Here is a 12,061-nt window from a genome sequence, read left to right as displayed (position 1 = left end):
CCGTCGGGACGAAAAAGATGAACAAAGAGAACGTAAAACTGGCCATTGCGCCGATCGGCTGGACCAACGACGATATGCCGGAGCTGGGCAAAGAGAACACCTTTCAGCAGACGGTCAGCGAAATGGCGCTGGCGGGCTTTACCGGCAGCGAAGTCGGCAGCAAATATCCGCGCGATCCGGCGATCCTGAAGCCGATGCTCGATATTCGCGGCCTTGAGATTTGCAACGCCTGGTTCAGTACCTTCTTCGCCAGCGGCGAAAAAGCGAAGACCATTGATGAATTCGTTAATCATATGAATTTTCTGCACGCCATGGGCGCGCGCGTCATCGGCTGTTCCGAGCAGAGTAAAAGCATTCAGGGCACCACGCTGCCAGTGCTGGAGCAGAAGCCGCTCTTTACTGACGAAGAGTGGCGCCTGACGGCCGAAGGCTACAACGAGCTGGCGGAGATTGCCGCGGCGAAAGGCATGCGCGTGGCGCTGCATCACCATATGGGCACCGGCATTCAGACCCTGGAAGAGATCGACCGCTTTATGGCGCTAACCAGCGATCGGGTCGGGCTGCTGTATGATACCGGCCATATTTACTACTCCGAAGGCTCGCAGCAGGCGATGCTCGACGTGCTGCAAAAGTATCTGCCGCGTATTTTCCACGTTCACCTGAAAGATGTGCGCGACGAGATTGTCGCCGAGGTGCGCGATAACCACCTCTGCTTCCTCGACGGCGTTAAGAAAGGCACCTTTACCGTGCCGGGCGACGGCGTTATCGACTTTAAGCCTGTGTTTAAGATCCTGGATGAGTATGGCTATAAGGGCTGGATGGTGGTTGAAGCGGAGCAGGATCCCGCGCTGGCCAACCCGTTCGAATATGCGGTGAAGGCGCGCAAATACATTTGCGAAAACGCCGGACTGTAACGGCATTTGCCAGGCCCTGCTGCGCGGCGCAAAGGCGTGTAGCAGGACCTGTTTCGCTTTTTCCTCCGCTTTTCACCGCTATTTCCGCCACAATCCCTGCATTATGTGAGGTAATTCATAAAGCGATGAAATAAACCCCGCTGTGGGCGCAAACAAATGAAATTTTCCATCCATCTGGTACTATAGCGCTCATTATCCAGCCATTTTTCTTTTTTTAACGGGCCGAAGTAATGACCAATAACCCTACCCAACTCTCCCTGTTACAGGATGATATTCGTCGCCGCTACGAAACGCTGAGCAAGCGCCTGAAGCAGGTGGCTCGTTATATTCTTGATAACAGCAACAGCATCGCCTTTGATACCGTAGCGTCGATTGCCGCGCAGGCTGACGTGCCGCCGTCGACGCTGATTCGCTTCGCCAACGCGTTCGGCTTTAGCGGCTTCAACGAAATGAAACAGGTTTTCCGTCAGCATCTGATGGAAGAGACGGTCAACTATACCGAGCGCGCGCGCCTGTTTCGCCAGACCGCCACCGACGACGCCGCGACCTCGCCGGAAAGCCCGGTGGAGATCCTGAATGTCTTTACCATGGTCAACAGCCAGGCGCTGCAGCAGCTGGCGATGCAGGTCAATCCCGACCAGCTCAACAAAGCGGTGCAGCTGCTGAACGACGCTGAAAACATCTATGTTATCGGCCTGCGACGCTCGTTTAGCGTCGCCTCCTATCTGGTCTATGCGCTGCGTCATCTTGAACGTCGCGCTTTCCTGATCGACGGCCTGGGCGGGATGTTCACCGAGCAGCTGAGCCTGGTAAACCCGAAAGATGTGGTTATCGCCATCAGCTACTCGCCCTACGCGCGCGAAGCGGTAGAGCTGGTTGAGATGGGCGCGAAGCGCGGCGCGCATCAGATCGCCATTACCGACAGCCAGGTCAGCCCGCTGGCAGCCTTTAGCGACGTCTGCTTTGTGGTGCGGGAAGCGCAGGTAGATGGATTCCGTTCGCAGGTCGCCTCTCTCTGCCTGGCGCAGACGCTGGCGGTATCGCTGGCGCTGAATAACGCTAACAGCTGATCGCCCTTCTCCGGCAGCAAAAAGGGCAATACTGTGATTGCCCTTTTTGCTCTCTGCGCGTCGCCCTGGCTATTCGCGAGGGTAGTTATCACTGTTAACCCAGGCGTGATCCTTCTCCCAGGTAAACTTCCACAGCCGCACCGGGCCAGCCATAACGTTGAGGTAGTAGTTGTTGTAGCCCGCAATGGTGGCTACCGGGTGATAGCCGCGCGGCACCATCACCACGTCGCGGTTATAGGGCGCCATACACTCGTCCAGCGAGCGGTCCTCGGTGTAGACGCGCTGCATGGCGAAGCCCTGCTCTGGATCGAAACGGTGATAGTAGGTCTCTTCCAGACAGGTTTCGTTTTCGCTGTTTTCCTCGTCGTGCTTATGACTTGGATAAGAGCTGGTATCGCCTTCGTTGGTATAGACCTCCACCACCAGCAGGCTGTCGGCCGGTTTGTTATCCGGCAGAATATTGTGTACCAGACGCTGATTGCGTCCCTTGCCGCGCTGCTCAACGCCGACGTCCGCTGGCGCGATCAGGCGCGCCGGCAGATTGCCCTGGCCTGGCGCGCTGCAGACCGCCAGCTCCAGATCGCTGTCGGCGACGATTTCCACCTCGTCGTGGTGCGGCACATAGACTGAATAGGGCGGCACGCGCTCAAACGGCGACATGCGCTTGCCGATGCCGGGAAATTCAGCGTGGCGCGTTTTCACCGAGGCGAGCCCCGCTACCAGCACCAGGCAAAGCTCTTTATCGCCGCTGCTCAGCTGCAGCCTCTCCCCTTTTTTCAGCAGATAAGCGTCAAAGCCGACATAGCGCCATCCCGCGCTTTCCGGCGTAACGTGCTGGATGCGGCCGCTGGCGTCCGGCTGCTGCGCTTTTGCAAGAAAAGACATCCCCACTCCTCTTTTTTAGTCTGAAAACAGGCAGCTACAGCTGCGTTGCCGCAGAGCTGTAGCTGGAATTGCTGTCTGATGCGCTTAGCTCAGGGTTGGCATGCTGAACTCCGAGACCGTCTGCTGGCCGCTCGGCCAGCGCGCGGTGGCGGTTTTCATGCGGGTATAGAAGCGCACGCCGTCCGGGCCGTGTACGTTGAGCGCGCCGAACACCGAACGCTTCCAGCCGCCGAAGCTGTGAAACGCCATCGGCACCGGCACCGGCACGTTGACGCCGACCATGCCCGCTTCCACATCCTGCACAAACTCGCGCGCGGTATTGCCGTTGCTGGTAAAGATGGCGCTGCCGTTGCCGAACTCATGGCTGTTGACCAGCTGCAGCGCGCTGGCGTAGTCCGGCGCGCGCATAATGCTCAGCACCGGCCCGAAAATCTCTTCACGCCAGATGGTCATCTCCGGGGTAACGTTATCGAACAGCGTGCCGCCGACGTAGTAGCCTTCCCCGTAGCCCGGCACCTGGAAATTGCGGCCGTCGACCACCAGCTTCGCGCCCTCCTGCTCGCCCTTGTCGATATAGCCCAGCACCTTTTTCTGATGCGCGGCGGAGACGACCGGCCCCATCTCATTCTCTTCGGCGCCCTGGTTAATGCCTGGCCCGACGCGCAGCGCGTTGATCAGCGGCGTCAGGCGCGCAATCAGCTTATCGGCGGTATCGTCGCCAACTGCAACCACCACCGGCAGCGCCATGCAGCGCTCGCCGGCCGAGCCGAACGCACCGCCCATAATGGCGTTTACCGTGGCGTCGAGATCGGCGTCCGGCATCACGATGGCGTGGTTTTTCGCCGCGCCAAACGCCTGTACGCGCTTGCCGTGGGCGCTGGCGGTTTTATAGATATGCTCGGCGACGCCGGAGGAGCCAACGAAGCTCACCGCCGCAATGCGCGGATCTTTATAGAGCTGCTCGGCATCTTCGTTCGAGGAGTGCACCACGTTAAACACGCCGTCCGGCAGGCCCGCCTCTTTCAGCAGCTCCGCCATGCGCACCGCCGCCGAAGGATCGAGCGCGGGTGGCTTGAGCACAAAAGTATTGCCGCACGCCAGCGCGATGGGGAACATCCAGAGCGGCACCATCGCCGGAAAGTTAAACGGCGTAATGCCCGCCACCACGCCAACCGGCTGCATCAGCGAATAGCTGTCAACGCCGGAGCCGACGTTAGCGGAATATTCACCTTTAATCAGATGCGGAATGCCGCAGGCGAACTCCACCACTTCCAGCCCGCGCGTCAGCTCGCCCTGCGCGTCCGACCACACTTTACCGTGCTCAGAGACGATCAGTTCGGCCAGCTCGTCGCGATGCTGCTCCATCAGCGCCTTAAAGTTAAACAGCACGCGGGCGCGGCGCAGCGGTGAGGTTTTCGACCAGGCGGGAAAAGCCTCATGGGCAATTTTAATCGCCTCGGCGACTTCCGCCCCGGTGCTCTGAGTCAGCTCGCGCACCACTTTGCCGGTCGCCGGATCGTAAACAGGGATGGTTTCGTTGCTGGCGCTGTAGGTGATCTGACCGCCAATGAAGTTTCCTGTGATGTTCATTTCATAGCCTCTTGAGATATGTAAGTTCCCTGCAGCGCCTCTGCGTAACGACGCTGTCTGACCAGGCAAAACCGAAAGCATGCTATGAAGCTATTACAGTGAAATAAATTTTTCAAATAAAACTTTTTGGAAAATTCCCTTTTAGCGGCATGGATCGCATTTTTGCCGCTGCTGCAAAAAAGCGCGCGCTGGCGGGCCCCAGCGCCTGAGTTCCCCTGAGGTTTACAGCAGATTTCCGCCCTGAAAAAGCGAACAGAAGCGGCGCGGCAACGGCGAAAAATGAAATTAATGCGAGGCAGATCTCAACCTTTACATTCCATAATTCACTATTTATGAAATAAATGTTTTCTTTGCCCTCAGTTTATTTCCTCTCTCTTGCCTCACTACAGGAGCCGCAGCATGGCCATCGATCCAACCCGTTTCTGTATTAACCGTAAAATCGCGCCAAATCTTTCATTAGAGGCGTTTTTTCAGCTGGTTCAGCGTCTGGGACTGAACAAGGTAGAGTTGCGTAACGATATGCCGAGCGGCAAGGTGTGCGACGACCTGACCGCTGAGCAGACGCGCGAGCTGATAGCGAAATACAATATTGAGGTGGTGACCATCAACGCGCTCTATCCCTTTAACCGCGTGGATGAGGCGCTGCTGGCGAAAGCCGACGCGCTGCTGCGTGACGCGCAGGCCATCGGCGCCCGTGCGCTGGTGATGTGTCCGCTGAACGAAGGCGTCGAGATTGCGCCGGAAGAGACGCTGGCGGCGCTGCGCACGCTGGCACCGCGCTTTGCGCAGCATGGCGTCCAGGGGCTGGTTGAGCCGCTGGGCTTCCCGGTCAGCTCGCTGCGCTCGGCGGTGCAGGCGCAGCAGCTGATCCGCGACGCGCAGGTGCCGTTTAAGCTGGTGATCGACACCTTCCACCATCATCTGTATGAGCATGCCGAGCAGGAGTTCCCGGCGGAGATCGACGTCGATATGATTGGTCTGGTGCATCTTTCCGGCGTGGAGGACAGGCGCGCCACCGCAGAACTCACCGATGAAGAGCGCATTATGCTGAGCGACCAGGATGTGCTGAACAGCGTGGCGCAGGTGAAGCGGCTGGAGATGCTTGGCTATAAAGGCGTCTACGCCTTTGAGCCCTTCTCCTCCGAGCTTAACAGCTGGACCCCCGCGGAGATTGAGCGCCAGATTCGCCACAGCATCGCGCTGCTGCAGGCCTGACTCTTGCGCGGCGGGCCGGTTGCCCGCCGCGTCGCCCTACCCTTATCTGTGTCTTGCGACACGTTTTGGCCTCGGTCGGAGGCCGCTTTTTTACCCTTCCTTCGCCTCTTGCGACGTGGCCGGCAGCCGCCGCGCCAGCCGCAGGGTGCAGAACAGCCCCAGACAGACCAGCAGCGCCGTCAGCAGATAGACCAGCGGGACGCCTGCAAAACTCATAATAAAGCCCGCGACCGGGCCGGTGATGCCCAGCGCTAAATCCATAAAGGCGGTGTAGGTCGCCAGCGCGCTGCCCTGATTCGCCTGCGGCACCGCTTTTACCGCCACCACGCCAAGCGCCGGAAAGACCAGCGAAAAGCCGGCGCCGGTCAGCAGCGCGCCGCTTTTCGCCATCCAGGGATCGAACGCGCCCGCCACCAGAAACAGCCCAAGCGCCTCGACAGCCAGGCAGGCGCTGGCGACCCGCAGTCCGCCAAAACGGTTAATCGCATTCGGGAACAGCAGCCGGGTACCGACAAAGGCTGCGCTGAACAGCGTCAGCGCGAAGGCCGCGCCGTCCCAGCCCTTTGCCTGATAGAACAGGGTAATAAAGGTGGCGATAACGCCGAACCCCGCCGATCCCATTGCCAGAATCAGACCGAAGCCGTAAATCTTGCCAAGCACGTCGCGAAACGGCAGCGGGCGGGCGCGGCTGCCCTTCACCGCCGGACGCGGCAGCGCCAGCGCAATCGCCAGCACGCAAATAGCGATAATCACCAGCGAAAGCAGCAGCAGCCCACCCTGACGGTAGATAATGACCCCCAGCGGCGCCCCCAGCGCCATCGCGCCATAGGTGCAGATGCCGTTCCAGGAGATAACGCGGCCGATATGCAGCGAACCGACGCGCGCCACGCCCCACAGCGAGGCGCCGGTGCCGGTGAAGCTCTGGCCGACGCCAAGAATCACGCGTCCGAGGCAGAGCAGCGCCAGGCTGACGACAGACGCCGCCGCAAGCCAGGTCGCCAGCAGATAGCAGAGGCCGCTGAGCAGCACGCCGAACAACCCCAGCACCACAATGCGCTTCGGCCCCCAGATATCGGCGTAGCGCCCGGCGTGAGGACGGCTCAGCAGCGTCGCCACATACTGCAGGCTGATCACGACGCCCGCCCAGAAGGCGCTGTAGCCGAGCTGGTCATGCACCAGGCCCGGCAGCACCGCCAGCTGCAGGCCGATGGTGAGGTAGCTGGCGAAGTTATAGATAACGATGGAAATAATCAGCAGGGTCAATCCAATACCCCTGTAAGCAGGTTCCGCTGCAGGTTGATCTGGCATGAAAAAGTGCGCTCCTGGTTGATTAAATTTTTACAGGCAGGAGATCTCACTATACGCTTTTTCGCCGTACACGCATCCGCGAGGATATTCAGGGTTGAATTCTCTGATTTGCGCTCCGCTTTTACAGCCGAATCAGACGGTTAATTACCTTTCAGCTACACTACTCTCTGCGGTCTGGCTTTTCAGGAGAGGGGATGAACGAAATACAGCAGGAAAAAATTGGGCAAAATATTCTGACTAAGCTGGCGATGCTGGTGATTATTCTCGCTGGCATCCGCGCCGCCTCCGATATTATGGTGCCCTTCTTACTGGCCGCCTTTTTCGCCATTGTGCTCAATCCCATCGTGACCTTCCTGATGCGGCGTGGCTGGCGGCGCGGGCTGGCGATCACGGTGGTGATCTCGGTGATATTTATCGTGATTTTACTGCTGGTGGCGGTGCTCGCCAGTTCAGTCAGCGAGTTCTCCGATATCTACCCGCAGCTGCGCGCCACCCTGGAGCAGAAGATGAGCGTGGTGCAGCACCTGGCGTCAGGCATCGGCATTCACGTCTCCACCAGTACGCTGGTGCAGCGCTTCGATCCCAATATGCTGATGTCGTTCGCCACCGTCGCGCTGACGCAGTTCTCCGGCATGATGAGCAATTTCGTGCTGCTGATCCTGACGGTGGTCTTTATGCTGTTCGAAGTGCACCATCTGCCCTATAAAATGCGCAACGCGCTGACCAATCCGCAGATCCGCATCGCCGGGCTGCACCGGGCGCTGAAAGGGGTGACGCACTACCTGGCGCTGAAAACGCTGATCAGCCTGATTACCGGCGTATCGGTATGGGGCTGCCTGTTTCTGCTCGATATCAAGTTCGCGCTGCTGTGGGGCGTGGTGGCCTTTATCCTTAACTATATTCCCAATATCGGCCCGATTATCGCCGGCATTCCGCCGGTGCTGCAGGCGCTGCTGCTCAACAGCCCTTACGACGCAATGCTGGTGGCGGCGCTCTTTACCGCCATTCATATGGTGTTCGGCAATATGCTGGAGCCGCGCGTAATGGGGCGCGGCTTAGGGCTGTCGACGCTGGTGGTGTTTCTGTCGCTGATTTTCTGGGGCTGGCTGCTGGGGCCGGTCGGCATGCTGCTTTCGGTGCCGCTGACCAGCATCACTAAAATCCTGATGGAAACCACGCCGGGCGGCAGCCGACTGGCGATTATGCTCGGTGCCGGCCGGCCAAAACGGCATAAAATCTAGCCCAGCAGCCGCCGCCGCACCTGCGTCAGATGGTTTTCCATCGCGGCGCGCGCGGCGGCGGCGTCGCCTGCGCAAATAGCCGCGGCAATCTGCTGATGATCGCGGTTCATCTCATGAGTAAAGTCGTTGTCGGTAAAATGGCGCTCCAGCCGCCGGAAGCGCGCGCTGTCGCGCTTGTTCCAGAGGGACTCCATCATCTCGCGCAGCACCTCGTTGCCGCTCATTTCGCCAATCAGCAGATGAAAGCCTTTGTCCTGCTCAAGAAATTCCGCGTCGTTGGCGCGGTAGTGCAGCAGCCTGTCGGCCAACGCGCGCAGCTGTTCGCGCTGCGCCGGGCTGCCGTTGCGCGCCGCCATTTCCGCCAGCATCCCCTCGAACGCAAGACGCGCCTGCAGCAGATCCTCCAGGCTGTGATCCGCTTCCGTCGCAGGCGCGCTAGCGGGCGGCTGCGGCTGCATCGCAAAGACGCCGTTGCCGGTGCGAATATCCACCCAGCCGGTCATCTCCAGCGCAATCAGCGCCTCGCGCACGGAGGATCGGCTGACCCCCAGCTGCTTCGCCAGCTCGCGCTCCGGCGGCAGAGCCGCGCCTGGTGCGAACTCGCCGCGTTGAATACTTTCCATAATCGCGTTGGCGATCTGGCGATAGAGACGTTCCGTTTTCAGCACAGGCAGCGCCATATTTTTTCTCCTGTCAGCAGCGGTGCAGCGTAGCACAGGCCGTACGCCCTTTCTGCCAGGCGCAATTCACTGCGCTGCGATCGCGATCACGGCCTTTCCCATCAGGCTAGCATACTCTTGGTCCAGCGGCCTGACCACTGGGCCGAATATGCGGCTTAAGGAGTGATAATGGAACATACATGGCGCTGGTATGGCCCCAACGATCCGGTTTCGTTAGACGATGCGCGCCAGGCGGGCGCGACCGGCATCGTAACCGCTTTACACCATATTCCCAACGGCGACGTCTGGCCGGTGGAAGAGATTAAAGCGCGTCAGGCGCTGCTGGCGGAAAAGAATCTGGTCTGGTCGGTGGTAGAGAGCATTCCGGTACACGAGGCGATCAAAACGCAGCGCGGCGACTATCAGCGCTATATCGCCAACTATCAGCAGTCGATACGCAATCTGGCGGCCTGTGGCATCGACACGGTGTGCTACAACTTTATGCCGGTGCTCGACTGGACGCGCACCGATCTCGCCTGGACGCTGCCGGACGGCGCCAAAGCGCTGCGCTTTGACGCTGACGCCTTCGCCGCCTTCGAGCTGCATATTTTGCAGCGCCCCGGCGCGCAGCAGGATTATTCAGCGGCGGAGCAAGAGGCGGCGGCGCGCTGCTTCGCCGCCATGAGCGACGAGGAGAAGGCGCTGCTGACGCGCAATATTATCGCCGGTCTGCCGGGCGCGGAAGAGGGCTACACGCTCGATCAGTTTCGCGCGCAGCTGGCGCAGTATGACGGCATCGACAAGGCAAAGCTGCGCGAGCATATGGCGTTCTTTCTGCGCGCCATCGTGCCGGTGGCCGAAGAGGTCGGTATCAAGCTGGCGGTCCATCCGGACGATCCGCCGCGCCCTATTCTCGGCCTGCCGCGCATTATCTCTACCGAAGAGGATATGCAGTGGCTGAAAGAGACGGTAGACAGCCTGCACAACGGTTTCTGCTTCTGCACCGGCTCTTACGGCGTACGCGCCGACAATAACCTGACGCAGATGGCGGAACGCTTCGCGGACCGCATCAACTTTATCCACCTGCGCGCCACGCGGCGCGAAGCCAACCCCAACAGCTTCCATGAGGCGGCGCATCTGGCGGGCGACGTCGATATGGTCGGCGTAATCAGGGTAATCCTGGCGGAGGAGCAGCGCCGTCGGCGCGCGGGCGAGAAGCATGCGATTCCGATGCGTCCCGACCACGGCCATCAGATGCTCGACGACCTGCACAAGCGCACCAACCCTGGCTATTCGGCGATTGGCCGTCTGAAAGGGCTGGCGGAGCTACGCGGCGTCGAGCTGGCGCTGCGTCAGACGCTGTTCAACGAGTAATGCGGTAAAAAAACAGGGCATGGGCGAAGCACCGCGCCCTTTGCCCTGTTACTGCGGAAACAGGCTGCGGTCGGTAATCGCCGCCACATCCACCCGGTTCGGCAGAATTTTCAGCGCGCTGAAGAGATCCGACACCTTCTGCACCTTTTCAATATCCTCAGCCGTTACGCCGCGAATACCGTGGGAAATGCGCGCGGTAATCTTCGCCGCATCGGCCGGCGGCAGGCGCGTCAGCTGCGCATAAACCTGGTTGTACTCCTCTTTATGGGTCAGCGCCCACGCGCGCGCTTTCGCCAGCCGCTGGGCGAAATCGGCGATGGCCGCGCGCTTGCCGGGATCGTCCAGCGACTGCTGGGTGGCGGTCACAAACGACAGCGCGGTGGTAAGCCCTTTGCCGTCGCGCAGCAGCCGCGCGCCGTGCTGCTCGGCGATGCCAAGATAGGGATCGAACGTTGCCCAGGCACCAATCTGCCCGGCGTTAAAAGCGGCGCTGGCGTCGGTCGGCAGCACAAAGCGCACCGGCACGCTGTCGCGCGGCACCTGCGCTTCGCCCAGCGCCTCATAGAGCAGATGCTGCGAGATGCTGCCGCGCGCCGAGGAGACCACAACCTCTTTGCCTGCCAAATCCTTTACGCTGCGCACCGGCGAGTCGGCAGGCACGATCAGCCCATTCGACCCGGCGTCGCCGACATTGGTGGCGATGATCTTCAGCGGCACGCCGCCGGACGCCGCCATCAGCACCGGCAGATCCCCTGCGTAGGAGGTGTCGACCGCGCCGGCGCGCTGCGCTTCAAACAGCGGCGCGGCGCCCTGAAAATTAGCCCAGCGATAGCGCCAGGGCGCATCCTTCAGCACGCCGGAGGCCTCTACCAGCGACCGCAGATTGCGCGCCTGGTCACCCAGCACCAGCGTGACCTCGCTGAGATCGGGCGCCGCCTGTGCCATTGCGCTGGCGCTCAGCAGCAGCGCGGCCGCAAACGCTTTAAGTCTGTTCATAGCGGCTCCTTACAGGGCGTTGCGGTTGAGCTGGCGAATATAGGCGTCCCAGTGCAGCTGATACTTTTTGTTGCGGATGCTGTTATCGAACGCCTGCGCCGCTTTTTCTGCCACCGCATCCGGCAGAATTATCAGCGGCGCGCCGCCCGACTGCGCCGCCAGCTGCGCCTGGCAGGCGCGCTCAAGGTAGTAGAGGTTATAAAAGGCTTCTTCGATGCTGCCGCCTGCGGTCAGCAGGCCGTGGTTGCGCAGGATCAGCGCGTTGAGGCTGCCGAGATCGTTGACGATGCGCTGCTGCTCGTCGAGATCGAGCGCAATACCTTCATAGTCGTGGTAGCCAACGCGCTGGTGAAAACGCGTGCTGTGCTGCGAGATCATCAGCAGGCCGCCCTGCTGTGCCGAGACGCCGATGCCCGCCGCCGTGTGGGTATGCATCACCGCATGCGCGTCCGGCCGGGCGCGATGGATGGCGCTGTGGATAACGAAGCCGGCCGGGTTGATGCCCAGTCCGGTGGGATCGTCGATAATATTGCCGTCGATATCGATCTTCACCAGGGTTTCCGGCAGGATCTCGTCAAACGTCTGGCCGAAAGCATTAATCAGGAAGTGCGGACGATCGCCCGGCACGCGCAGCGAAAAGTGGGTATAGATATGGTCGGTCCAGCGCAGCTTTGCCGCCAGATGATAGGCCTGCGCCAGCCTGACGCGCGCCTGCCATTCCGCGTCGGAAATACGCTGCTGAAGAGAAGAAGATGCCAGGGTTGCCGTACTCATAGACGCCTCTTTATTATGCTATTCAGTATGACGTC

11 protein-coding genes are annotated in these 12,061 nt (G+C 60.4%); 5 read left to right on the top strand and 6 right to left on the bottom strand.

What is annotated here, in order from left to right; translation table 11 throughout:
* Positions 1–17 precede the first annotated feature (17 nt).
* Positions 18–914, top strand: coding sequence for a myo-inosose-2 dehydratase (gene iolE / locus MHZ97_RS05335; protein WP_239314668.1), 897 nt, complete (start codon positions 18–20; stop codon positions 912–914).
* 230 nt (positions 915–1,144) lie between these two features.
* Positions 1,145–1,984 carry a MurR/RpiR family transcriptional regulator gene (locus tag MHZ97_RS05330; protein WP_103796297.1) on the top strand — a complete coding sequence of 280 codons (840 nt, stop codon included), beginning with the start codon at positions 1,145–1,147 and terminating at the stop codon, positions 1,982–1,984.
* Between the two features lie 69 nt (positions 1,985–2,053).
* On the opposite strand, the gene iolB is transcribed toward MHZ97_RS05330, so the two are convergent.
* Together iolB and MHZ97_RS05320 are read right to left on the bottom strand one after the other, a co-directional pair.
* The gene (iolB, locus tag MHZ97_RS05325; protein ID WP_103796296.1) at positions 2,054–2,869 is read right to left on the bottom strand and encodes a 5-deoxy-glucuronate isomerase; all 816 of its coding nucleotides are present in this window, start codon (positions 2,867–2,869) and stop codon (positions 2,054–2,056) included.
* Between the two features lie 84 nt (positions 2,870–2,953).
* Positions 2,954–4,459, bottom strand: a complete 1,506-nt coding sequence (locus tag MHZ97_RS05320; RefSeq protein WP_103796295.1) for a CoA-acylating methylmalonate-semialdehyde dehydrogenase — start codon at positions 4,457–4,459, stop codon at positions 2,954–2,956.
* A 399-nt stretch (positions 4,460–4,858) separates the two neighbouring features.
* Here MHZ97_RS05320 and MHZ97_RS05315 point away from each other — a divergent pair, with 399 nt between their 5' ends.
* Positions 4,859–5,674 (top strand): TIM barrel protein, encoded by an 816-nt coding sequence (locus tag MHZ97_RS05315; protein ID WP_239314669.1) that lies wholly within the window; start codon positions 4,859–4,861, stop codon positions 5,672–5,674.
* A gap of 90 nt (positions 5,675–5,764) precedes the next feature.
* Here the strand turns inward: MHZ97_RS05315 and MHZ97_RS05310 are convergent, their stop codons facing one another.
* Positions 5,765–6,982 carry an MFS transporter gene (locus MHZ97_RS05310; RefSeq protein ID WP_239314670.1) on the bottom strand — a complete coding sequence of 406 codons (1,218 nt, stop codon included), beginning with the start codon at positions 6,980–6,982 and terminating at the stop codon, positions 5,765–5,767.
* Between the two features lie 194 nt (positions 6,983–7,176).
* Here MHZ97_RS05310 and MHZ97_RS05305 point away from each other — a divergent pair, with 194 nt between their 5' ends.
* On the top strand, positions 7,177–8,223 hold the full coding sequence (locus MHZ97_RS05305; RefSeq protein ID WP_103796292.1) for an AI-2E family transporter: 1,047 nt from the start codon (positions 7,177–7,179) through the stop codon (positions 8,221–8,223).
* On the opposite strand, the gene MHZ97_RS05300 is transcribed toward MHZ97_RS05305, so the two are convergent.
* Complete coding sequence (locus MHZ97_RS05300) at positions 8,220–8,903, bottom strand: FadR/GntR family transcriptional regulator (protein WP_239314671.1); 684 nt, start codon at positions 8,901–8,903, stop codon at positions 8,220–8,222. The two genes, MHZ97_RS05305 and MHZ97_RS05300, sit on opposite strands and share 4 nt — an antisense overlap.
* Before the next feature lie 168 nt (positions 8,904–9,071).
* On the opposite strand from MHZ97_RS05300, the gene uxuA reads away from it, so the two are divergent.
* Positions 9,072–10,256: a mannonate dehydratase gene (uxuA, locus tag MHZ97_RS05295; RefSeq protein ID WP_103796290.1), complete on the top strand. Its 1,185-nt coding sequence runs from the start codon at positions 9,072–9,074 to the stop codon at positions 10,254–10,256.
* A 48-nt stretch (positions 10,257–10,304) separates the two neighbouring features.
* On the opposite strand, the gene MHZ97_RS05290 is transcribed toward uxuA, so the two are convergent.
* Both MHZ97_RS05290 and MHZ97_RS05285 read right to left on the bottom strand, forming a co-directional pair.
* Positions 10,305–11,252: an ABC transporter substrate-binding protein gene (locus MHZ97_RS05290; RefSeq protein ID WP_103796289.1), complete on the bottom strand. Its 948-nt coding sequence runs from the start codon at positions 11,250–11,252 to the stop codon at positions 10,305–10,307.
* A 9-nt stretch (positions 11,253–11,261) separates the two neighbouring features.
* The gene (locus MHZ97_RS05285) at positions 11,262–12,026 is read right to left on the bottom strand and encodes a class II aldolase/adducin family protein (RefSeq protein WP_239314672.1); all 765 of its coding nucleotides are present in this window, start codon (positions 12,024–12,026) and stop codon (positions 11,262–11,264) included.
* Positions 12,027–12,061: the final 35 nt, after the last annotated feature.

It is taken from the genome of Pantoea sp. ACRSC (assembly GCF_022346785.1).
GTDB lineage: Bacteria > Pseudomonadota > Gammaproteobacteria > Enterobacterales > Enterobacteriaceae > Pantoea > Pantoea alvi.
This window is presented reverse-complemented; position numbering and strand designations above follow the sequence as displayed.

Coding starts and splice junctions, on each gene's coding strand:
- MHZ97_RS05315 (WP_239314669.1), top strand. CDS start 4,859: ATGGCCATCGATCCAACCCGTTTCTGTATTAACCGTAAAATCGCGCCA.
- MHZ97_RS05320 (WP_103796295.1), bottom strand. CDS start 4,459: ATGAACATCACAGGAAACTTCATTGGCGGTCAGATCACCTACAGCGCC.
- MHZ97_RS05305 (WP_103796292.1), top strand. CDS start 7,177: ATGAACGAAATACAGCAGGAAAAAATTGGGCAAAATATTCTGACTAAG.
- MHZ97_RS05310 (WP_239314670.1), bottom strand. CDS start 6,982: ATGCCAGATCAACCTGCAGCGGAACCTGCTTACAGGGGTATTGGATTG.
- uxuA (WP_103796290.1), top strand. CDS start 9,072: ATGGAACATACATGGCGCTGGTATGGCCCCAACGATCCGGTTTCGTTA.
- iolE (WP_239314668.1), top strand. CDS start 18: ATGAACAAAGAGAACGTAAAACTGGCCATTGCGCCGATCGGCTGGACC.
- iolB (WP_103796296.1), bottom strand. CDS start 2,869: ATGTCTTTTCTTGCAAAAGCGCAGCAGCCGGACGCCAGCGGCCGCATC.
- MHZ97_RS05300 (WP_239314671.1), bottom strand. CDS start 8,903: ATGGCGCTGCCTGTGCTGAAAACGGAACGTCTCTATCGCCAGATCGCC.
- MHZ97_RS05330 (WP_103796297.1), top strand. CDS start 1,145: ATGACCAATAACCCTACCCAACTCTCCCTGTTACAGGATGATATTCGT.
- MHZ97_RS05290 (WP_103796289.1), bottom strand. CDS start 11,252: ATGAACAGACTTAAAGCGTTTGCGGCCGCGCTGCTGCTGAGCGCCAGC.
- MHZ97_RS05285 (WP_239314672.1), bottom strand. CDS start 12,026: ATGAGTACGGCAACCCTGGCATCTTCTTCTCTTCAGCAGCGTATTTCC.